Here is a 22,880-nt window from a genome sequence, read left to right as displayed (position 1 = left end):
AAAGGAAAGGAGCAAGCTGCGATGGGCGCTTGTTCCTTTGTTTTTGTAAATTACATCATGCCGCCAATTCTGTTCATTCTACAGGAACACAAAATAAATCACAGCAGCAAGCACCAATCGATACAAGGCAAACGGGACAAGCTTGATCCGGTTGATCAGCTTTAAGAAAAAACGAATCGATACGAGCGCAAAGAGAAAGGCGCTGATAAAGCCGACAGCGAAAAAAGGAAGAACATCCACTGTGATCGAATCCCAATTTTTTAAGAGTGACAAGCCACTTGCCCCGGCCATAATCGGTACGGCCATAATAAATGTAAAATCTGCCGCCACGCGATGGCTCATTCCGAGAAGAACCCCTCCCGAAATCGTTGATCCCGAGCGTGAGAATCCCGGCCATAAAGCAAAACACTGAATCAACCCAACAGAAAGCGATTGCTTAAACGTTATCTGATCGACAGTTTCCGTTCTTGGTTTGCTGCGCCGGAACCAATCTGCCGTAAGCATGAGGATGGCTCCGAGCACTAGCCCGATGACAACTCTTTCAGCAGAAAACAAATATGTATCAATGTAATCTTCAAAAAGAAATCCAAGTATACCAAACGGCAATATACCTATCAGCACATGAAACAAATTGAAATGGTTTTCGGTAACCGTTTGTCCTTTTATTTTTTTCAAACTGAGCAGATTCAGGAACCGGTCTCTCATGAGAACGACAACCGCAAGGATCGAGCCTAATTGGATGACGACTTTAAATGTATTGGCTGCTTCCTGGGAGAACATCTTTTTTGTTTGAAACAAAAAGTCATCAACAATAATCATGTGGCCGGTAGACGAAATCGGCGCAAATTCTGTCATGCCTTCAACCAGTCCAAGGATAAATGCTACAAAAAGTTCCCACAAATTCACTTGAATCACTTCCTCCATTTTTTATCTAGTGAATATCCAATTTTTTAAAATAAATAATAGATGCCACTAGGCCGATGAGTGACGCAAGAAAAATAGATAGATACGAAAAAATCGGAGAAAATCCAGGGACAAAGCCATTGCTTGCGATGACATGTACGGCCGACCACGGAAACAAAGCCTTATATTCTGAATTGACAATAGCAATGTTCGCCATCGTGATTGCAGCCGTAAAGATAATGGTTGGAACATAATTTTTGAAAAAAAATGTGACCAGCATCGTTGGAGCTGATAAAAGGAAAAGCAGAAATGCTCCAATCATAAACTGTTTGATAGATTGTAATAAGACGTTGATACTCATATCCTCAAACTGAAAGATGAGACCTACAATAAAGGTCAGTACCCAGGCAACCAAAGTTAAAACGATAATCCAAATGAGAAGCAAAACCATTTTACTTGCAATCAGGCTCACTCTGGACACAGGAATGGTTAATAAATTTTTTAATGTATTTTCGGTAAATTCCCTGCTGAACAGATAGGATGTAATTACCCCATATAAAAGTGGCCCGATGAGCATAAGAACGTACATATTGGATTCTCCAAAAGCTTCAACAAAATGAATAGGAATATCAGGTGTTTTGATTTTCGTATTCAATGCGCTGATAAATATCATAACCGGGACTGCCGAAGCGCCGATCACACTGACTAAAAACATCTGAGCCCGCTTTAGTTTTAACAGCTCCGCGTACAACAAATTAACCAATCGTCCCGCCCCCTATCAATTTAATGAAGTAATCCTCGAGGTTGTCCTCACTCACCATGATTCCGGAAACTTCAATGCCCTGTTCCACAAATATGCGGTTTATCTTTCCTTGCTGTCCTAAGTGGGAATAGACACGTATAGTCCCTTTTTCATGAATCTCATAATCTTGGATTTGAAAGTGCGTTTCTAAGAGAATTGCAGCTTTTTTCTCATTCGATACTTGAAACTGGAGGTATTTGCGGTTTCTTTTTCTAAGCTCTGACACCGAGGCTTCCTCCAGCAGCTTCCCTTCATGGATTACTCCAATATGATCGGCTACGTGTTCAATCTCACTAAGAATATGGCTTGAAATGACAATGGTCACTTGTTTTTCATCACATAAATCAGTAAGAAATTTTCGCATTTCCTGGATCCCGATCGGATCTAGTCCATTAATAGGCTCGTCTAAAATCAGTAATTCCGGTTCATGCATGATCGCTGCGGCAATGCCTAGTCGCTGTTTCATCCCCAGCGAATACTGGGACACCATTTTGCGCGGTTCATTATCCAGCCCTACTCGTGATAACGCATACCGGATCGCGTCACGACGGTGAATTCCCCGTAATCGTGCTAATATGGCGAGGTTTTCGCTTCCTGTCAGATTTTGATAAAAACCCGGTGTTTCAATTAGTGACCCGATACGATGGTAAATTTGTTTTGTATATTGATTTACATTATGGTCGAACATTCGGATTTCTCCTGAAGTAGGCCGAACTAGTCCCATAATCATCCGAAGGGTCGTCGTTTTTCCTGCCCCGTTCCTCCCTAAAAGACCGTAAATGCGCCCTTTTGGAACGTGTAAGCTGATTGAATCGACAGCTGTTTGTTGATCAAACCTTCGGGTAAGTCCTTCAGTTTCTAATACCCAATTTTGCATTCCTATCGCTCCTTGCCTTCTTAACTATCTATCATTCTACCCGGCGGTTCTGACATGGAGCTTACTTAATTCTTACTTTTTCTTACTTTCGGAAGAGATACCAGTACAGCGGTTTTTTGAAAAGGATCGCTTTCCATAACAATCGTTCCATTCATTTTTTGGACGAGCTCCTTGGCAATCGCCAGACCCAATCCGTGCCCCTTTGATGACCTGGATGAATCGGCCTTATAAAGCCGGTCAAATACTTTTGAAAGCTGATCTGGAGAAAGCCCGGAACCCTTGTCCCACACTTCAAAATGAATCTCTTTTTCCTCAGCCCATGCCTTGATTCCGATAAATGAATCGCCGCCATAGCGTAAAGCATTTTGCAGCAAATTATTAAAAACCCGTGAAATTGCATGTTGATCTCCGATAATAAATCGTTCACTATCTGGAATTTGGACATCGACCGTTATGTCCTTTTTCTGAAATTCGGGCATCCATCCAATCAAGACGCTGCGCAGCAATTCAAATAGATCGAACGATTCACTGGCAGGCTTCCATTCGTCGGCATCAATTTGGGCAATCACAAACAACTCGTCCAAATACTCTTTTAGCGCATAAGCTTTATTTCTCGCAATATGTATATACTCCTCAGCTTCTTCACCAGCCAGGCCACCCTCTAACGCATCCAAATATCCCAAAACCGATGTCAAAGGCGTCCGGACATCATGTGAAAGGCTCGACAGCATCCTCTTTCTTGCTTGTTCCGACCGGTATGCTTTCACTTTATCCGTTTGATAGAAATCGACCAGCTGATTGATTTGGAAAACTAACGGAGCAATCAGCTCTTTCTCGTCTACATGGATTCTGCGATTTTCATTGCCGGCGACAATCTCTTCTAAGATCGAATGCGTCTCCTGAATCCGTTTACGGTATTTCCGTTCGCGGATAATAAAAAAAATCAGGGCGATGACGAGGCCGATCAGCAGCAAATAACTCATACTACTCATTTCCTGCAGCTCCGTTAAATTTATAGCCCATACCCCAAGCGGTTAAGATATAAATGGGATTCGCCGGATCTGGTTCAATTTTTTTGCGAAGCCTTCTAATATGTACCATGATATTGTTGTCATCGTAAGCATATTCATTTTGCCAAACATGCTTGTATATTTGCTTCTTAGTAAAAATTTGCCCGGCATTTGATGCCAAAAAATAGAGCAAATCAAATTCTTTTCCCGTTAATGACACATCTTCATCATCTAAAGTAGCCCGCATGTATGCAGGATCAATCACCAGAGAACCGAAAGTCAGGCTGCGGGGCTGTTGAAGGGCGGCGCCCAGCACCATATATCTTCGAATGAGAGATTCGACTCTCGCCGTTAATTCGGACAAACTAAACGGTTTCGTCATGTAATCATCTGCTCCGGCTTTCAATCCCAGTACTTTGTCCATTTCATTCCCTTTGGCCGTAAGCATTAACACCGGTGTATTTTTTGTTTTTCGAATATGTGCCAGCACGGACATCCCATCCATCTCCGGCATCATCACATCGAGAATGACGAGATGGTACTCCTCTCCGGCAAGCAGCTTTAAACCTTCTTTTCCTGTATGGGCAATCTCCGACTTGTATCCTTCCGACTCCATACATTTTTTTAGCAGTCTGCATAGTTCAGTATCATCGTCTATAATTAAAATCTTTTTTTGCATGTGAAATCCTCCCGTCTTTTCCATTTTATAATAGAGTGAAAAAGAGATGGGAGGATAAGTTTGTATAATGGGAGGATATCTCATGATTATGGGGGAATATTCTAGGTCATGGGTTGATATAAACCTGAATAAAGAGGATATATTTACAAACAGCAAGACGGCAGACCCTCAGTCCATTCAGGCTCCCCCGCCTCCGTCACCGCCCCCTCCGCCATCGCTTCCTCCATCATTTCCACCGTCACTGCCGACAAAAAAGGGAAAGCCCGGGCCTGCACCATTGGAAGAATCATGGAATGAATGATTTCTCTTTGAAAGAGATTTCTTTGAAGAGAAAATTCCAAGCAGCAGTGCGACCAAAACAATAATAATAACAATTTCAAGCATATTAAAATCCCCTTTCTATAAAAATACGTGTAGTATGTGATACGTATTTAATAGGATAAGGTTTCAAATAATTCTATATTTTATATATTTGTGGTGGATGTCTTTCTTGATTTTGTGTTTTAGGGTGTTTTTATAAGGGTAATTTATCTTTAAATACTTTGAAAAGGATCGTGTGACAGGTTTATGGCAATCAACCGATAAACAGGGGGAATTTTTAATGACGACCATCAGCACGGAACACCCGTGTGTTACGTTAATTAATGTGTTTACTGTTGATCCTGACCGGCAAGAGGAATTGGTTGCTCTATTAATCCAAGCTACAGAATCCGTTATGAAGAAGTTTCCAGGGTTTCTTTCTGCTAATTTCCATCAAAGCTTGGATGGAACAAAGGTCGTAAATTATGCCCAATGGAAGGATGAAGAGGCCTTCTCGCGTATGCTAAAAGATCCTGAGGCTCTCGTTCACATGAAGAAGGCTGAAGAAATTGCCGAACAGTATGACCCCACGCTTTATCAAGTCGTTTACACTAGCTTGGATATTTGACCTGTCAGCCTTGCAAATCAATATTAAGTAACTAGGCAATTGGGGTATTAGCTATCTTATGTGCGGCTGCTTGTGAAACTATAATTCTTGGTGCTGTTTGTATTAAAGGACCTCTGTAGGTATACAGTACTTGTATACCAAATAGATATCTAATCGAATAACAGAAAGCCGAGTATGTTCTAATACTCGGTTTTCTATTTATATTTACAAATGATTTAAATCAATCATAGCTCTTTTAGAGGTGAAGTGTTTACCTATAACTTCCTTACCAAGCATACACTTCAGGCGTCTCTCCGCCCGGTCCCGGAAAAATGTTGTCCAATTCCTGAAGTACATGTTCATCAAGATTGATTTCGATCGCACGAATGACGTCTCTCAGCTGTTCCACTGTTCGAGGTCCGATGATAGGCGCGGTCATCACCGGATTCTTCAGCAGCCAGGCCAGAGCGACGTTTGCCTCTTTTTCGCTTAGTTCTGCACACAATGCAGAAAATTTTCCGAGCTGCCGGCGGTGCTTTTCAATGAGGTTGGCTCGTTTGCCTGTACGAGCTCCCGCATCGCTTTGTAACGCGCTGCCACCGAGAAGACCTCCTGCCAGAGGACTCCATGCAACGACACCCAAGCCTAAATCCCGTGCCGCCGGCAATACCTCCAATTCCGGGGTCCGTTCGAGCAGGCTGTATTTATGCTGCTCGCTTATAAGACCCATAAAACGGCGTTCCTTTGCTGCCGCTTGCGCCTTTACTAAATGCCATCCTGCAAAGTTGCTTGAACCTATGTAGTCGACTTTGCCCGACCGAACCTGGGTTTCAAAGGCCTCCCACAATTCGTCCCATGGAGTCCGCCTGTCAATGTGATGCATTTGGTAGAGCTCCACATGGTCCGTCTGGAGCCTCCGCAATGATTCCTCCAAATGGCGTCTGATTTTGTAGAGCGACAAGCCCCTTGTGTCATTCGGACCATCGATGGGATTCGACATAGGTTCGTACACTTTGGTAGCCAAAACGACTCTCTCCCGGCGCTGTCCGCCTTGAGCAAACCACCTGCCAATCATGGTTTCCGTCAATCCTGCATTCTCCCCCCACCCGTAAATGTTCGCTGTATCAAAATAGTTGATACCCACATCAAGAGCTTCATCCATGATTCGGAATGCGGTCTTTTCGTCCGTGTCCACCCCAAAATTCATCGTGCCTAAACATAAACGGCTGACCCTCAATCCTGTTCTTCCTAGAAAAGTATATTGCACTAGTTGTTCCTCCTTCGTTTTTTCTCTTTCAATAATGGGGACGAAGGAAATTTGGAAAAGACGCAAAAATGGGTCTACTTTTTTTGGTGATGGTAGAATATATTTTACTCATGGTCGTATCTGAAGACCTTCTCGTATTTCAATACGATATTGGTTTTCCTGCTTCTTCTTTTTGTGCCTTCCGTATATCGATTTTTTAAGCAACATCAATTGGACAAAAGATTAAGTAAATCAGGGATTTTGGATATTGACCGGATGGACGGTTTTCAGTTTGAGCATTATTTAAAAGAAGAATGCCAAAGAAAGCTGAGTAGATAATAACCTTGTAGTTTTCATGATTCCAGTTCCTCCGTCCATGGTTGTATTTTTTCCATAGCAATTATTTCTTCATCAAAATATTTCGATGCTAATTTTCCTTTTGTCAAAAATCGCCAATGTATCAAACTACAAAGTTACTTACATGAAAAAGGACCGTCATCAACGATCCAATGTAAGTTCCAAAAAAGAAGAGTATCGGAACAAATTCTAGGCTTATAACAAGGGTTATCTACACTCTATCAGGTAAGATAATAGGAGGGTAAATGCCTCCTGGAAAACAAGTTGCAGGCGGGATCATTAAAGGTGAATCGACACCATGTATATACCAATCACAAGGAGAATGTCTGGAATACAAAGTTTCAATAGGCCCGGGAGTATATCGTGCAATATGAACAACAGGATCTCCCTCCGTGCGCCCAGAATTATCCACCCAACCAAGTAAGTCCCCTGTTCTGATTGGGTTCCCTATCGTAAGTGGTCGATTATACCACATCCAATATAAAGTCGATCCAGGAAGTGCATGATTTGGGCGCCTGCGAACTGGTGTTATGTGAGCGTATTCGGTGAAGAATCCATCACTACCTTGGACCACAACATTATTAGGAAGGCAGTCCGGAGCCTTGTCAACCTGGTCATGACGGTGCGAAAGACTTGAATTTTCCTGGTATGCCATATGGGACACCTGTTTATGCCATGGAATCGGGCGTAGTGGAGTGACACGGACTCCTCTTGCTAAGGGATAGGACTAAACTCTATTTGCTTATCATAAGCATCTTCTAAGTGCTGATTTATACATAATACAACTGATTTCAGGTAAACAAGTAGACATGACCATAATATAAAGCATTTGAGATAAGGGGAAATTCAAATGAATAGCTTTGATACAGATGTATTGATTGTGGGTGCAGGACCTACCGGCCTAACATTAGCAAATGAATTGGCCAGACATGACATATCATTTAAGATTATCGACTCAGCAATTACCACTTCGCAAACGACAAAAGCTTTAGGTATCATGCCAAGAACATTGGAGCTTTATGAGAAAACAGGAATTGCAGAAGAAATGGTTGAAAAGGGCCTGGACACACCAGCATTTAATGTAATGAACAAAGACCATAAACTCATCTATTTTGATTTTAATAAGCAATGCAATAGTCCTTTTCCATTTGTTTTGATGTTGCCGCAGAACAAAACAGAAGAAATTCTTTATAACTATTTAATGAAACAAAATTATGATGTAGAGTGGGAAACGAAACTGTTAGAAATCGAGCAGGACGCCAATGGAACAACAGTGATTGTTCAAAAAGGAATAGAAAAGACCGCGAACATCCGCACCAAATATATAGTAGGCTGTGACGGGGCTCACAGTACTGTCCGTCATCAACTTGGGTTAAATTTTGAAGGGGTAACGATTCAACAAAACTTTTCCCTGGTTGATCTTAAAGTGGAATGGAAATTGCCTTATAACGAGAGTTATGCGTTTGTTGACAGGGGAAAGTTCATTGCATTTTTTCCGATGAAAGACGGAAAACATAGAATCCTAATGACATCTGATATAGGTGCCAAAGAACATTCGGAGGTCAGTATTGAAGAAATTGAACAGATGATTCATGCAGTCGGGCCAACTAACACATCAGTCAGCAGCGTTTTATGGACCTCACGATTCCTTGTAAATCAAAGAATGGTGAAGCAAGCGCGCTTGGGACGTGTCTTTTTAGCTGGAGATGCTGCTCATATTCATTCTCCAGTAGGCGCCCAGGGTATGAATACAGGTATTCAGGATGCTTATAATCTTTCCTGGAAGTTAGCGCTTGTCCTTAAAAACTATTCCCCGGATACGTTATTGGATACATACACAACGGAAAGAGAGCCCGTCTGGGGTAATTTATTATCGGGAACCGAACGCTTTACAAGAATCCTTCTCCAAAAGAGTCGCTTAGTCAATCAAGTTAGAAAGACGATTGCTCCAGTCATTACCTCTTCTCGATTCATCAACCAAAAATTCATTGATGCACTTTCTCAAACAGGTATCCATTATCGTCATAGTCCGATTGTGAATGGCGAAGAATACGGATCTAAGGTGTTTAATAAAGGGAATTGGTTACAGCCCGGAGACAGAGTACCCGACGAAATTATAGGCAATGGACAGCGTCTACACCATTTATTAACAACTACAAAACATGTTCTTTTTGTGTTTACACAAGATTATGAAACCTTTAAGAAAATCAAAGAAAATGTGGAATCATACCCAATACAGGTGTTTCAAATCGGAATAGAACGAGATTGTGCGATTCAACAAAATTACTTGTGTGATTCAAAGGGGCAAATTTACAGCAAGTACGGATTTGCTTCTAAAGAGGGAATGCTTGTCATCCGGCCAGATGGCTATATTGGTTTTAAGTGCGTTGAACTAAACATAAATCTTCTGAAGAAACATTTACAGATCATATTCAATTAAGAACATTACAGAAAACAGGGGGCCAAAAGTTTTTACTTTTGGGACACCCTCTTTATTTGTTATTTACGTAAAATAAGTATTAAAAAAGTGCGAAATAAATATAAAAGTTACATTAACGAAAAAGCGTATGTTCAGAAATCTGTCACATACGCTTTTTTGACGAAAATAAAGAATTGTTATGTCGAATGCGTAGCGTATGTTTTCCGCGTTTTGCTACCGAGACCCTTAGAAGACTCCATGCAAATCACAGTTCTCGCTCTATATCAATCAGACACAAAAAAACAACTGGCCCATTTTATCTAGCCGAACATTTTGATCAATCCTTTTTCAAAATGGATTCTTTTTATTTACCGTAGAATGCTGGTTTGTAAGATATTTCTGATTAAACTTTATTCTAAACCTAAATTAGAAGGGTTTTACAACCAAAGCCCACGGTTCAATGTTGTTATATTCACAATATAATAAGTTAGTCGATTGAGTAACAATTGCCCTTTAATAGTGTCAGTGCCTTCCAATAATGAGATGATCTTTCTTCTAAAAGCTTATAAAACTTATTATAAAAAGATTTTAATTCTTGCAAACATAAGTTTAAAAATTTAATAACATTTTTCTTTGAATCTTTAAATGATATTTCCCCGCCACGGGAGGAATATTTAATTTTTAGCTTTCACATGTTCATACGTATACAGCATCCAGAAGCCGATATCTTCGAAGCCAATCCGTTTATAAATCGCTCCGGCTTCCGGGTTATCATAAAATAAACATAGTTCCTTTTCTTCGTCCAACAGCTGTTTGCAGAGCTTTGCCATGCACTGGGTAGCATAGCCTTTTTTCTTATAGGGCTCTAGTGTACATACTCCTGTTACCATGGCGGAGAAAGAATTTTCTGCAGAGGTCGAAGCGGTTGAAACAGCTTTATTATCTTCCATGATGAAAAAGGAACGTGAAACCCCATCTTCTAATCCGCGTCTTTTTCTCTTAACGGTAATGACGGACTCGCTGAACTCCGGAATACTCATTAATAACTCCACAAGAGCTTTCGCATCGTCGGGCTTGGCTTGTTTTACGTGAGACACATCAATGTTACTGATGCTTGGTTGTAATCTGGTACATTTCGCGTAGTAGGTTTGCCTTTTTCTTTTAAGCTTTCTATTCAAGTGGGGTTCGATTTTTTCTGTGATGTCTTTTAATCCTGACATCATCGAAAACGTAGGATCATTCTCTATAATTTCGGCAAACCCTTTCGCATCGAATGATCCCCTTGCAAATGGTATGTAGTTTTCCTGATATTTTAACAAAACGGCGCGTAGTTCTCCGTTTTCGTTAAAATCACCCCATAGCTTTTGGAAGTCCTTATCGTACCCGTAGGCTTCAATATCACCGATGATAAATAGGTTTTCAGCTGATTGCATTTTCAAAAGCTGAAAACAAACCTCGTGATCACTTTTCGTCAACCTTCTGATCATCATAGTCCCTCCCTAAACTTACCTGTCCATCTCAGCCTTTATCCCCTTCAAAATGATTCGCAGACCAGCTAAAAAGCTTTCTTCATCATTCAATTTTGTTTTCGGCGTTAGCATATAACGATATACATGCGGAATGTTATCTTCCGGAATCGCGGTAATTGCTCCTTTGAATTGATTCACGATTTCTTCTTTTCCCATTTCATCTATCATTTTCTTTTGCTTCTGTTCGTCCAATACAAATGAAGTTACGTAACTATTTATTAAGATTGCGCTTAAAAATATTTTATCCTCTGGAAAATTCGCTCTATGGAAGATTTCAAAAGCTTTATTAATGAGATGCAACCTTTTTTTGGAAACAGGCAGCGTATCCATCATGATTTCCGCTCCGTCAGGTACCGATAACATCGCCCGCCTGCTCGCCAATGACAAGAGAGTCATCTCCTCTTCCCAATCCTTCGATTCCTCTGGATACTCAATTTGCGAAGAAATATATTCTGATAATAGCTGGAGAATTTCTTGTTTACTTTTAATGTACCAATATAGCGCAGGTGCCTTTACCTTCAGATTTGCTGCCAGATTTCTCATCGTTAAATTGGCAAGGCCCTTTTCATGTAAAATACTGAGTGCCGCTTCTGTAATGATTTCTTTATTAATCTTATTCTTCGCCACGAAAACCACCTCAATGAACCATTGTATACTGTTTCAGATAAAATTTCTTTACTTCTCTATTTAACGATGTTAAACTACAAATTGTCAATTTAACACTGTTAATGAAAAGGGAGGGTAATCGATGAAAAAAGAAACAAAGCTGGTCCCTGTTATGGCCGCACTCATTTTAGGGATTTTCGTAGCGGCATTGGATAATACAATTGTTGCAACAAGTATGGGAGCAATCATCGGTGATTTGGGTGGCTTGGATAAATACGTATGGGTCACATCTGCTTACTTAGTGGCAGAAATGGCTGGCATGCCGATTTTTGGGAAACTGTCTGATATGTATGGCAGAAAACGATTTTATATGTTTGGAATTTTATTATTTTTAGTCGGTTCTATTTTGTGCGGATTTGCGCAATCGATGGTTCAATTATGCATATTCCGTGCAATTCAAGGAATTGGCGGCAGTGCATTAATGCCGATTGCCTTCACCATTATTTGGGATGTCGTTCCTCGTGAAATGCGCGGAAAAATGAGTGGAATATTCGGTGCGGTCTTCGGGTTATCAAGCATCATTGGTCCTTTATTAGGTTCTTTTATTACCGATTATATTCATTGGCGTTGGATTTTTCACATTAACATACCTATTGGTTTGGTTGCCTTATTCTTAATTATTGTTTTTTACAACGAATCAAAAGTACACGTACGCCAGAATATCGACTGGCTTGGCGCAATTTTTCTTGTCATTTTCACCGTTTCGCTTATGTTCGGGCTTGAATTAGGTGGAGACACATATGATTGGGATTCATGGCAGATTATTTCGTTATTGGTTGTAGCTGCTGTTGGTTTCGCGATTTTCATGCTGGTTGAAAAAAGTGTCAAAGATCCAATTTTACCTTTTGAATTATTTAAAGAACGGCTATACACAAGCAGCGCCTTGACAGGAATGTTTTACGGAGCAGCTTTTATGGTATCTACGATCTATATTCCCTTGTACATTCAAGGAGTCACCGGCGGGACAGCAACAAACTCAGGTTTATTGTTATTGCCGATGATGGTTGGCACTAGTGTTGGTGCCCCAATTGGCGGAGCTCTCGCTAATAAAATGAGCTACAAACAGATTATGATCCTGTCCGGAATTGTTATGGGAATAGGAACAATTTTGTTAGGGACGTTAGAACCTTCTACACCTGGGTGGCTATTAACCATTTACATGGTGATTATTGGAGTAGGAGTCGGCCCATCATTTTCTGTACTTGGCATGGCTTCTTTGCAAAAAGCATTGCCGGAGCAAAGAGGAATTGCAAGTTCTACAAGCAACTTCCTTCGTTCATTAGGTATGACACTCGGTATAACAATCTTTGGAGTTATTCAAAAAAACAATTTTTCTGCCGGATTACCTGAGGACATCAAACAAAACGGGCTTGGTGAGGACAGCCGGGCGCTATTATCTCCTGAACTGCGCTCCCAGATCCCGGAGAATGTCTTAAATCAAATCACGGAAGTATTAACAAACTCGATTACAACAACTATTCTTTGGACACTTGTTCCTCTTGGGATTGCATATCTCTTTATTCTGTTCATGAGCAAGGAGAAATTAGCAGATTCGAATTTGCAGCAAGAAAGTATGTAGATGGATAGCTAAACGCTATTCCTTACAGCTTGTAGACAATGCCTTCAGACATGTCTACAAGCTTTTTTTATAACTAATTGGACTTTTTCGAGAAAATATCAGCATTATATTTAACAAAGCAATGAAGTTGAATGATTAGCATAACCACTTATGAATAGGTTAACATCAAAGAAAACCAGATTGTTTGAAGGAGGGGTTATGTGGAAAAGTTCGAAGAGTATCACATGAGTTTCATCGATGGAGAATGGACAGAGGGACAGTCAGACCGAACATTTGTCGATCAAAATCCTTATGATCGATCGACGATCACCTCATTTAGTTTAGCGAGTGTCGATCAACTTCATCGAGCATTTAAAACCGCTAAACAGGCACAGAAAGAATGGGGAAAAACGAAGCCTGAAGAAAGGCGGACAATCTTAGAAAAAGCCGCAGCCTATTTACTGGAACATCGCTCAGAAATTGTTGATATCATTTCACGTGAAACAGGCGGCAGCCAGATGAAAGCAAATGTAGAGCTTGATCTTACACTTGAGATTCTAGAAGCCTCCTGTGACTTAGTGGATCAAGTGTATAAAAGAAGAGAAGTGACATCGTCCATTCATGGAAAGAAGAACGAGGTATACCGTCTGCCATTAGGTGTGATCACCTCGATTTCTCCTTTCAACTTCCCAATGAATTTATCGTTGAGAACGATTGCTCCTGCTTTGGCTTTAGGAAATGCTGTCGTACATAAACCCGATATACAAGTTGGTTTAACAGGTGGATCGATTATTGCTAGAGCATTTGAATATGCCGAACTTCCGAAGAGTATTCTTCAAGTCATTCAAAGTGATGTTGAAGTAATTGGTGATGAAATGCTCACAAGTCCGCATTCGGAATTTATTAGCTTTACTGGCTCGACGAAAGTGGGAAAACATATCGGGGAACTAGCAGGAAAAATGCTGAAACGTTTTGCTTTAGAACTTGGAGGAAACAGTCCCTTTATTGTTCTTTCGGATGCCGATGTTGACCGTGCAGTAGATGCGGCTATCTTCGGCAAGTTCATTCACCAAGGCCAAATATGTATGATCATAAATCGATTGATTATCCATAAAGATAACTATGACGAATTCGTTGAAAAATATGTAGAAAGAGTGAAACAGATAACGTATGGCGATCCAAAAGATCCAAAAACGGTTATTGGGCCGTTGATCAATGAACGTCAAATAGAGAAAGCACTTACGCTTATTGAAGATGCAAAACAAGATGGAGTAAAACTGGCACTTGAAGGCAAACAAATAGGCAATGTTTTAACTCCATATATATTTATAGATGTAGATAACAAAAGCAAGCTTGCTCAAACAGAACTGTTCGCACCAATATCCACGATCATTAAAGCAAACTCAGATGAGCATGCAATTGAACTGGCAAATGATACTGAATATGGCTTAAGCTCTGCCATCTTTACCACTGATTTAGACAAAGGAAGAGAACTTGGGCTGCAAGTCGAAAGCGGTATGACACATATTAATGACCAAACCGTTAATGACAGCCCTTTAATTCCCTTTGGAGGAAATAAAGCGAGCGGAACTGGCCGTTTTGGAAATGAATGGATAGCAGAAGAGTTTACAGTGACCAAATGGATATCCGTTCAAAATGATTATCGTACCTTTCCCTTTTAAACTAGCAAACCAGCAGACCTCAAACGTATCAATACTAAACCCGCTCCCACATATAGGAGAAGGAGTTTGCCTTCGGAAGGATAGCAAAAGCAAAACGCTATCCTTTTTGCTTTATAAACAAAAATGGATTTTTACAATCTATTAATACACACCTAGCATCCACGTAATATAAACATATTAAAATAGAGAGATGGGATGAGCCTAGCCATTCAATGCAAAGGTATGAAAGGAGAATGTCGTATGAAGGTTGTATTAATGGGTGATTTGCATTATCCGGAAATTGAAGATTCAGTTTCTGATGTACTTAATGCCCGCGCGGCTTTTTATCAAATGTTTATCGATAGGTTTTTAGAAATTGATGCAGATCTTCACGTATCAATCGGAGATTTAACAAACTTCGGCCATGCGACGGAATTACAGGAAATTTACAAGCTATTAAGACGAAAAGAACGTAATTTTTACCACGCTCTAGGCAATCATGACTTATATGCCCAAACTAGAGAAGAAGTCCTTACAATTACGGGTCAACCTCGTTATCATTCAATCGTAACAGACGAAGCTGTTTTTGCTTTCTTAGACACGGCGAAAGAAATGGATTTTGAAGATTGGGGAGGCCATATTGACGACGAGCAATTACAGTGGTTTGAAAACGTCGTAAAGGATTCAGGTTCAAAACCGCTTCTTGTGTTTGCCCACCATCCTATATACAATACGACGAAAAATTCCGATAAGGAAAAGGGATCGATTCATCCTAGTATCGATATGTGGAGAATACTGGATCAAAAAGAAGGTGTGGGAGTGTATTTAAACGGGCATACCCATTGTGACTCCATTGTCAATCAAAAGAATTGGACATTTGTCCAAACATCTGCCGTTTTAGACCAACATGCGTTTCGACTCATTGAAATTGAAAAGGACGAAATTGTTATTTCTTCTCTTGATATTACGGATCAAGATATAATCGACAACGCACCAATCATTTACAACCATATCAACCATTTTACACATTCACCTGCTGCCAGAGGAGAAGAGGCAGATCGCGAGTGCCGGATTTCTTTGCTGCCGGTCGTCGATCATACTTCATAATCTAAGAAATCCTAATGGCAGAAAAAACTAAATAAATTATTGTATGACTGTTTGGTGTTAGCAGCACCAAACGGTCATTTTTATTTTATTCTTTCTACCGTTGTTATAGAAAACAACTAGGTTTTCACGTAAAAAAACCCTCCACAGCTTGGGAAGGTGAATGATTCTTTACAAAGTTAACGCAAAAATATAAGGTAAGGAGACTGAGAAAGCAGTGACTTCAAAGCCTCAGCCTTTATAAGTACTCCTTACCTAATTTAACAGATCTTTATTTTACACCGGTATAAACAAAAGCACGGATAATCTGGCGTTGGGCAAAGAAAAACACAATTAATATTGGAATAACTAGAATCATATTTCCTGCCATCAGGATATTCCAGGCCACACCCCCGTCAACTTCCCGCAGCTTGGAAATCCCCAGTGGAAGAGTCCTGGCTGTATCGTTAGTTGTCATAACAAGCGGCCAAAAATAGTCATTCCAATGGGTAATAAAGCTAAAAAGTCCGAACGTGATTAGCACTGGCTTAGCAATTGGAATCATAATTTTATAAATTATTCTCCATTCACTGGCCTCATCCAAACGCGCTGCTTCCAGCAATTCTTCCGGTACTTGTTTAAACGCTTGGCGCAGAAGGAAAATTCCAAAAGCACTTGAAGCAAACGGAAGGATAAGCGCCCAAAGCGTATTAAGCAGCCCCCATGAACTCATTTGCAAATAAACCGGCAGAAAAATGAGCTGTGCCGGAATCATTAACGTAATCATCGTTAACGAAAAGAAAAAGCCTCGTCCTTTGAATTGATATCTCGCAAACGCATAAGCAGCCGGAATAATCGTAAGAAATTGCAAAACCAGGATGCTGATCGAAACGATTAGACTGTTGATAAAATAGGTAAAAAACGGTCCAGAGTTCCATGCCTTAGAGAAGTTTTCCCAAAGCAATTGGTTAGGCAGCCATTGCGGCGGAAATGTCATCGTCTCACCCAATGTTTTAAAAGAGGTGGAGATCATCCAGACAAAGGGCAAAGCAAAAATGCAAACGACAAGAAACAGGCCAATACCATTGATGAGTCTTCCTAATAATGATCGTTTCATTAGTTTCTTCCTTTCATTAACGGTAGTGCACACGACGCGACAGGATTCTGAAATACATCAGCGTTAATATACTAATAATAATCAGCAGAATCACGCCTGCAGCGGAAGCATATCCAATCTTAAAGAAACGGAAACCAAATTCATAGATGTAATAAACAAACGTATTGGTTGAATTGATCGGCCCGCCTTGAGTCATGATCGCTATCGTCTCAAATACTTGAAACGAGCTAATCAGGTTAATAATGGTAATAAAAAACAACGTTGGTGACAGCATTGGCAATGTTAGCTTAATAAAAGTGCGCATTTTACTAGTATCATCAAGTGCAGCTGCTTCATAAATATCTCGCGGAATACTCTGAAGCCCAGCAATAAAAATCAGCGTGTTATAGCCAATACCCTTCCAAACCGCGACAATTACAAGTGATAGAAGCGATGTTCCAGGATCACTCAGCCAAGGTACATTTGAAATGCCGAACAAATTCAAAAACCAGTTTAACAACCCGTAATCTGTGTCCATCAGCCACATCCAAAGCATGGAAATAGAAACAAGCGAGATGATATGGGGACTGAAGATGGCTCCTTGAACAAAACCATACACTGCCCCCTGTTTATTAAGCCAGACTGCAAGTACAAGAGAAATGATTATCGTAAGTGAAACAGTGAGGAACGTGTAGGTCATTGTATTTCTCATCACTTCGATAAATTGTTGTTCAGATAAGAGGGCTTGAAAATTATCAAAACCGACAAAATTTTTCACCGGACTGACAAAATTCCAGTCGACCAGGCTTAAGTAAACCATGTAGCAAATAGGATAAATAAAAAACAAGCAGAAGACGAGAATGGCCGGAGAAATCATCGCATAAGGACGTATGCTGCTCCACCTCATTTATACTCCCCCTAACAGAGCTGAATTCAACTGCCCCATGGCAACAGAACGGTTCCGTTTCCCTTCCTTATCAAAAGCATAAATTTTTTCGTGTGGAACCGACACAATGATTTTTTTCACATTTTCAAAAGGAGCGATAAAGCTCTTTATATGCATTTTTCCAATATCGTTTTTTACGGTATAAATCGTTTCGGATCCCAGTGTTTCCATCGTGATAATGTCACTGTGCAGCACCAGGCAATCGGAATGATCCGTATTATTCGTTAAGGATAATGAGGCATGCTCAGGACGAAACCCAAGAAATGCAACATCTCCATTCAAATTTGAAAAATAATCTTTCACCTGTTCATAGTCAAACGTATTCATAGCTGGTGTTCCAATAAATTCAGCTGTAAACCTGTTGTTCGGATCGTGATAGACATTCATCGGCGTGTCCATTTGCTGGATTTCACCTTTATTTAAAATGACGATTTCATCGCCCATAGACATGGCTTCCACTTGATCGTGGGTGACATATACAAAGGTCGTTCCCAATCTCTTGTGCAGCTGGATTAGCTCCGTTCTCATTTGGATGCGTAATTTTGCATCAAGATTTGATAATGGCTCGTCCAAAATAAAGACTTCCGGTTTTTTTACCATTGCGCGGGCTAATGCCACACGTTGCCGTTGTCCACCCGACAGATTTTGCGGTTTTTTATCAAGGTATTCTGTCAAACCGACAATCTCTGAGATTTCGTTGATTAGCTGCTCCCGTTCTTTTTTAGGAACTTTCTTATTGACGAGACCAAACTCAATATTCCCCCTGACTGTCATCGTTGGGTATAAGGCATAATTTTGAAATACCATCGCAATATTTCGTTTTCCTGGTGCTACATCATTGACACATCTATCTCCAATCCAGATTTCCCCGCCTGATTGCTGTTCAAGTCCTGCAATCATTCGAAGCGTCGTTGACTTACCGCTGCCTGATGGTCCGACGAGGACAGTGAAAGATCCGTCGCGAATCGTTAAATTAAGATCTTTAACAACTTCTTCATCCTTGTATGTTTTTGATACATTTTTCAGCCTGATCTCAGCCACATTACCATCTCCTTTTTATTCAGGATTTACTGCCCTTTTATGGCAGGTTGAATTTCCGCCGCATGGTTTTGTAAAAAGTCCGCCAGTTCTTCGATCGTTTCAACAGTCACGTCCCATATTGTCGGGTCAGCATGAACGTATTTCGAAATCAGACACGTCCGACCTCCCCTTTTCTTCACAGGATACAGGTCATTCCATGGATTATCGCCGATCGACAAAATTTCGTGAGCCAGGTACCCATCCTTTAGCAACTGTTCAAGAGATTCATTTATGCCGTCCGGTTTGCAAGCATCGTAAACGTAAGTGTCAAACAACTCCCCGATTTGCAAGTGTTTAACAAATTCAGGACCTGAAGGCTCAGGTGTGTTTGTTAAAAAGAGTTTCTTCTGCACATTCAATTTTGAAATGCTATCAAATAAAGGGTGGTGGCGGTAGATTTCATTCGGCTTGCATAGCATCTCTTGTCTGACGCGCTCAAAAGCATTTCTTGCCGTTTGTTCATCCAAGCCATATCGATCAATGTAAAGCTTGGCAATACCCCAAGGATCACCTATATAAAACAAGCATTCGTCTAAAGCGATCAAATTCTCTTCTTCTATTCCATTCCAGTGAAATGCTTTTGTAAGCCGCAGGTCTTTATGAGCATATACCTTTTCGTTTTCACGATTATAAAAATATCCAAGTCGTACAGGATGATGCCCTTCAAGTATGGCGTAGGCTTCTTTCACCTTTATTTCGATTTCGGCTTCAGATAAAGTTCCTTCAAACAAATGTTTAATATACCGACCTAAAAATGTATAGTCCTGATATAACGTACCGTCCAAATCAAAAATCACTGCTTTAATATCTTTAAGCCAATCCATCTCGCTGCTCCTTTAATCTTATAATGGAAGAGAAAAGCGCTAGAGGGACACGCTTTTCTCCTTTTTGAAACTTTAGACCTGAGTTATTTAAGTAATTGATTGGCTTTTTCAGCCGCCGCATCCAGTGCATCCTTAGGCTGTACATCATCTTTAAGGATAGATCTGTTCATCTCATCCACAACGACCTTTACAACCTCTGGATATGCTTCTGCCATCGGCCGCGCATGCCCATATTGCAGTTGGTCAACAGCCACTTTGAACTGAGGTTTTTCCTTATACAATGTCTTCATTTCTTCAGAATCGATAGCTGACAGGCGGCTTGGCAAATAGCCTGTATATTTACTTGCATAAATGGTTTGTTCTTTCGCCGTCATAAATTTGATGAATTCCCAAGCTGCTTCTTGCTTTTCTTTATCCAATCCAGCCGTCATCACAAGATTAGCTCCTCCTGTTGGGACAGCATAAGAATCACTTGCAGGCATAAAAGAAGTGTTAATTTCAAAGCCTTTCTCTTTCGATACGGACAGCTGATACGAAAGGTCAGCTGTGGAAGAAAAGATCATGGCTGCTTTTCCATTTGCGAAATCCTGCTTCGCTAAATCTCCTGCTTTTTCACCTGTAGGAACTTTACTTACGCCTTCTTTCGCGAGTTTTTTCCAAAATTCAAGTGCTTTTACCCCAGCATCTCCATTGAATTCAGCTGTTTTTTCATCCTTTGAAAGCATTTTTCCTCCGCTTTGTGCTACGAATGCTTCAAAGAACCAAATATCAGCCGGCAAACTGATCCCTACACGCTCACCTTTCTTTGTCAGCTTTCTCGCATACTCTTCAAATTCTTTCCAATCTTTAGGCCCAGCCGGATCCAATCCCGCTTCTTTCAGCAATGTCGTGTTCATATAAAGAATCGGTGTACTGCGTAGATACGGAAGTCCATACAGCTTGCCATCTACGTATGAATTCCCCATGAGTCCCGGATTAAAATCATCCATTTTGATATCATCCTTCTCAACGAAAGGAGTTAAATTTTCTGTCATTCCTGATTTAGCAAATACACCGATTGATGCGATTTCATTTAATGTGACCTCTGGTGCATTTCCTGCAGCAAATGCGGCCTGTGTTTTTGCATGAAGATCGTCATATGTCCCTTGAAATTCTGCATTTACATGATATTTGTCCTGGGATTCATTAAACATTTTTGCTAGATTTTCATTGTTTTCTCCGATTTTATCTCCCCAAGCATACCAATAGTTGATTTCAATCTTTCCTCCGTTTTCTTCGCTTCCTGAATCTGCATTGGCTTTGCTCTCATTTGAAGTACCGCCGGACTGGCATGCAGCCAAAAGAACCATCGTGAATAACATAAAAATAAAAGCTAACTTTTTCATTTTTATTCCTCCATTTTTTTATTTTCTACTTAAACGGCTTTTAATAGTGAACCTATAGTCAGATGGACTCACCTCCAAAAAATAAAAAGACCCCAAAAGAATCGGGTATACCGATTACATTTGGGGTCTCTCTTATTTAGGACCTATTATTTTCTATGCACTTTTCAATTCTTATCTTAACGATTGAATGTTAAGGAAGTATTATTAAAAAGTAAAGAAATGGGACGACCTAACTAGTGACTTTTTGAACATCTTCTTTCATCGAAAGGTCTGCTTTCCAAACGTCTATATTGGAGGTTGATACACCAACAGCTCCATTTTCAAGCGCTTCGACGGCATGGGCTTTTTCTGAGAGCAAGCCTCCCGTAATCAACGGGACATGGACCTTCTGACTCAGTTCGCGGATGACTTGCGGCAGGCGGGATGGCATGATTTCAATTAAATCAGGTTGATGCTGTTCAACTATATGTAGCACGTGATCGTATACTTCCGTATCGATCATAAATATACGTTGAATGGTCATCAACTTTCTCTTTCTCGCCTTTGCGATCAAATTCGGTTTCGTTGAGACAATCCCTAGCGGCCGTACGTAATTGGCAACAAAGTCGAGCCCTTCGTTATCCATGCTTATACCGCCAATTTTTTCAATATGAACAAAGACAGGAATTCCTTCGTTCTTTAACAAATCCACATACTTTTTAACCGACATAATATTACCAGTCAGCAAAAAAACGGCACTGATTTGGTCTTTTAGCATAACTGCCTTTTCAATACTTTTCGGATGTTTTACGGCTGCAATCTTTTTATGCTGAAAAAGACGTTCAAAAAAGACGTTTTCTTCTTTGCACCTGAGCAATCAGATCACTCCTTTTTCGTCTTAATAAACCTTTCTCATATTGATTATAGTAAATGATTATTAAGCTATTATTAATAATCTTCCCAATCTATCATTTATCTATTAAAAACAGCGGAGGCAATCACTACGCCTCCGCTGCTTATTTCACTTCGATAACAAATGGGTAGGCATTCACCTTTCCATCGAAATTAAATTCTCCCCATAATTTATAGATTCCCGGTTTGTCGAACTTCGTTTTAAAAACGGTCTGGTCGTTAGAAGCCGGATGGACATGGATAAACTCCCCGCCTCTTTCATCTAGGATAACGACGTGGCCTAAAGCTCCTAAATAAGGCTGCGGCGTAACACCTTTCGTATCAAAGGTTAACGTGACATTTTTGTTCGCAGCTAACTCTGTTGTTGTTAATTCAACTGTCTTCCCATTTATCGTCTTTGTGAAATTTGTATCTGCTTGAAGAGAATTCTCACCGTGTCCCGCATGATCTCCACCAACGTGCAGCTCACTCGGACGAACGTGATAGGCAAGGTCTTTTGGTTTTATATCTACGAACACTTTATAGTTGTTTTCGGAAAGGTTAATTTTCAAAGTATACCTGCCATTCCCTTGTTCTTCAGGATGCAAATGGTGATACTCTTTTAAATCTGCACTTACTAGAATAAGATGCATAATTTTTTCGTGCGATACTTCTAGTTCAACCGGGTTATTCTTATGATCCTTTACATCAATCGTGAGCAAACCTTCATTATATTTTACATCTGTTGCGACTTCACTTTTCGTATCAGCTCCATGATCTGAATGTTCGCTGCCACTCTCCTCGTCATGTTCATCGTGACCGCTGCTTTCTTCGGATTCCATATTCATTGAGTCAGAGTGGCCAGCAGCTTGCGGGTTCGTTTGATTCATGCTTGCGTATACGGTATACCCGCTAATGACTAAGCCAAGGTAAACAAATGCTGAAACAAACCATATCCAAACATTTTTGTGCTTCATGACAT

General features: G+C 40.4%; 21 protein-coding genes. 5 read left to right on the top strand and 16 right to left on the bottom strand.

Annotated features, from left to right (window positions below; genetic code table 11):
• Window positions 1-78 precede the first annotated feature (78 nt).
• From JOC74_RS14625 to JOC74_RS14600, 6 genes are all read right to left on the bottom strand, one after another.
• On the bottom strand, window positions 79-906 hold the full coding sequence (locus JOC74_RS14625) for an undecaprenyl-diphosphate phosphatase (protein ID WP_053605400.1): 828 nt from the start codon (window positions 904-906) through the stop codon (window positions 79-81).
• Between the two features lie 25 nt (window positions 907-931).
• The gene (locus JOC74_RS14620) at window positions 932-1,666 is read right to left on the bottom strand and encodes an ABC transporter permease (RefSeq protein WP_053605399.1); all 735 of its coding nucleotides are present in this window, start codon (window positions 1,664-1,666) and stop codon (window positions 932-934) included.
• Window positions 1,659-2,582, bottom strand: coding sequence for an ABC transporter ATP-binding protein (locus tag JOC74_RS14615; protein ID WP_053605398.1), 924 nt, complete (start codon window positions 2,580-2,582; stop codon window positions 1,659-1,661). The genes JOC74_RS14620 and JOC74_RS14615 overlap by 8 nt, the downstream gene beginning before the upstream one ends.
• 65 nt (window positions 2,583-2,647) lie before the next feature.
• On the bottom strand, window positions 2,648-3,574 hold the full coding sequence (locus tag JOC74_RS14610; RefSeq protein WP_082364229.1) for a sensor histidine kinase: 927 nt from the start codon (window positions 3,572-3,574) through the stop codon (window positions 2,648-2,650).
• Window positions 3,567-4,271 carry a response regulator transcription factor gene (locus tag JOC74_RS14605; protein ID WP_053605396.1) on the bottom strand — a complete coding sequence of 235 codons (705 nt, stop codon included), beginning with the start codon at window positions 4,269-4,271 and terminating at the stop codon, window positions 3,567-3,569. Before JOC74_RS14605 ends, JOC74_RS14610 begins: the two co-directional genes overlap by 8 nt.
• A gap of 177 nt (window positions 4,272-4,448) precedes the next feature.
• On the bottom strand, window positions 4,449-4,655 hold the full coding sequence (locus JOC74_RS14600; RefSeq protein WP_053605395.1) for a hypothetical protein: 207 nt from the start codon (window positions 4,653-4,655) through the stop codon (window positions 4,449-4,451).
• Between the two features lie 217 nt (window positions 4,656-4,872).
• Between JOC74_RS14600 and JOC74_RS14595 the strand changes: the two genes are divergently transcribed.
• Entirely contained in the window at window positions 4,873-5,199 is a 327-nt protein-coding gene (locus JOC74_RS14595) for an antibiotic biosynthesis monooxygenase family protein (protein WP_053605394.1), read from the top strand.
• Between the two features lie 265 nt (window positions 5,200-5,464).
• Here JOC74_RS14595 and JOC74_RS14590 read toward each other — a convergent pair whose 3' ends face one another.
• Window positions 5,465-6,445 carry an aldo/keto reductase gene (locus JOC74_RS14590; RefSeq protein ID WP_053605393.1) on the bottom strand — a complete coding sequence of 327 codons (981 nt, stop codon included), beginning with the start codon at window positions 6,443-6,445 and terminating at the stop codon, window positions 5,465-5,467.
• A gap of 1,186 nt (window positions 6,446-7,631) precedes the next feature.
• Here JOC74_RS14590 and JOC74_RS14585 point away from each other — a divergent pair.
• On the top strand, window positions 7,632-9,221 hold the full coding sequence (locus JOC74_RS14585) for an FAD-dependent monooxygenase (RefSeq protein WP_053605392.1): 1,590 nt from the start codon (window positions 7,632-7,634) through the stop codon (window positions 9,219-9,221).
• A 653-nt stretch (window positions 9,222-9,874) separates the two neighbouring features.
• Here the strand turns inward: JOC74_RS14585 and JOC74_RS14580 are convergent.
• Window positions 9,875-10,687: a GNAT family N-acetyltransferase gene (locus JOC74_RS14580; protein WP_053605391.1), complete on the bottom strand. Its 813-nt coding sequence runs from the start codon at window positions 10,685-10,687 to the stop codon at window positions 9,875-9,877.
• Window positions 10,688-10,705: 18 nt separating this feature from the next.
• Window positions 10,706-11,356 (bottom strand): TetR/AcrR family transcriptional regulator C-terminal domain-containing protein, encoded by a 651-nt coding sequence (locus JOC74_RS14575; RefSeq protein WP_053605390.1) that lies wholly within the window; start codon window positions 11,354-11,356, stop codon window positions 10,706-10,708.
• 121 nt (window positions 11,357-11,477) lie between these two features.
• Between JOC74_RS14575 and JOC74_RS14570 the strand changes: the two genes are divergently transcribed.
• The 3 genes from JOC74_RS14570 (at window position 11,478) to JOC74_RS14560 (ending at window position 15,721) form a co-directional block, all read left to right on the top strand.
• Window positions 11,478-12,974, top strand: a complete 1,497-nt coding sequence (locus JOC74_RS14570; RefSeq protein ID WP_053605389.1) for an MDR family MFS transporter — start codon at window positions 11,478-11,480, stop codon at window positions 12,972-12,974.
• Window positions 12,975-13,198: 224 nt separating this feature from the next.
• Window positions 13,199-14,635 carry an aldehyde dehydrogenase family protein gene (locus JOC74_RS14565; protein ID WP_098945339.1) on the top strand — a complete coding sequence of 479 codons (1,437 nt, stop codon included), beginning with the start codon at window positions 13,199-13,201 and terminating at the stop codon, window positions 14,633-14,635.
• Between the two features lie 240 nt (window positions 14,636-14,875).
• On the top strand, window positions 14,876-15,721 hold the full coding sequence (locus JOC74_RS14560) for a metallophosphoesterase family protein (protein ID WP_053605387.1): 846 nt from the start codon (window positions 14,876-14,878) through the stop codon (window positions 15,719-15,721).
• Window positions 15,722-15,989: 268 nt separating this feature from the next.
• Here JOC74_RS14560 and JOC74_RS14555 read toward each other — a convergent pair whose 3' ends face one another.
• The 7 genes from JOC74_RS14555 to JOC74_RS14525 all read right to left on the bottom strand — a co-directional run bounded on the left by JOC74_RS14555 (window position 15,990) and on the right by JOC74_RS14525 (window position 22,875).
• Window positions 15,990-16,814, bottom strand: coding sequence for a carbohydrate ABC transporter permease (locus tag JOC74_RS14555; protein ID WP_053605386.1), 825 nt, complete (start codon window positions 16,812-16,814; stop codon window positions 15,990-15,992).
• A gap of 16 nt (window positions 16,815-16,830) precedes the next feature.
• Window positions 16,831-17,700, bottom strand: coding sequence for a carbohydrate ABC transporter permease (locus JOC74_RS14550; RefSeq protein WP_053605385.1), 870 nt, complete (start codon window positions 17,698-17,700; stop codon window positions 16,831-16,833).
• Window positions 17,701-18,780 (bottom strand): ABC transporter ATP-binding protein, encoded by a 1,080-nt coding sequence (locus tag JOC74_RS14545; protein WP_053605384.1) that lies wholly within the window; start codon window positions 18,778-18,780, stop codon window positions 17,701-17,703.
• A 26-nt stretch (window positions 18,781-18,806) separates the two neighbouring features.
• Window positions 18,807-19,643 carry an HAD family hydrolase gene (locus JOC74_RS14540; RefSeq protein ID WP_053605383.1) on the bottom strand — a complete coding sequence of 279 codons (837 nt, stop codon included), beginning with the start codon at window positions 19,641-19,643 and terminating at the stop codon, window positions 18,807-18,809.
• 83 nt (window positions 19,644-19,726) lie between these two features.
• The gene (locus JOC74_RS14535; RefSeq protein ID WP_053605382.1) at window positions 19,727-21,028 is read right to left on the bottom strand and encodes an ABC transporter substrate-binding protein; all 1,302 of its coding nucleotides are present in this window, start codon (window positions 21,026-21,028) and stop codon (window positions 19,727-19,729) included.
• A 229-nt stretch (window positions 21,029-21,257) separates the two neighbouring features.
• Window positions 21,258-21,884, bottom strand: a complete 627-nt coding sequence (locus JOC74_RS14530) for a glycerol-3-phosphate responsive antiterminator (protein ID WP_053605381.1) — start codon at window positions 21,882-21,884, stop codon at window positions 21,258-21,260.
• Window positions 21,885-22,023: 139 nt separating this feature from the next.
• On the bottom strand, window positions 22,024-22,875 hold the full coding sequence (locus JOC74_RS14525) for a DUF8832 domain-containing protein (RefSeq protein WP_053605380.1): 852 nt from the start codon (window positions 22,873-22,875) through the stop codon (window positions 22,024-22,026).
• Between the last annotated feature and the right edge of the window lie 5 nt (window positions 22,876-22,880).

It is taken from the genome of Bacillus capparidis (genome assembly GCF_017832095.1).
Lineage (GTDB): Bacteria > Bacillota > Bacilli > Bacillales > Bacillaceae > Bacillus > Bacillus gobiensis.
This window is presented reverse-complemented; position numbering and strand designations above follow the sequence as displayed.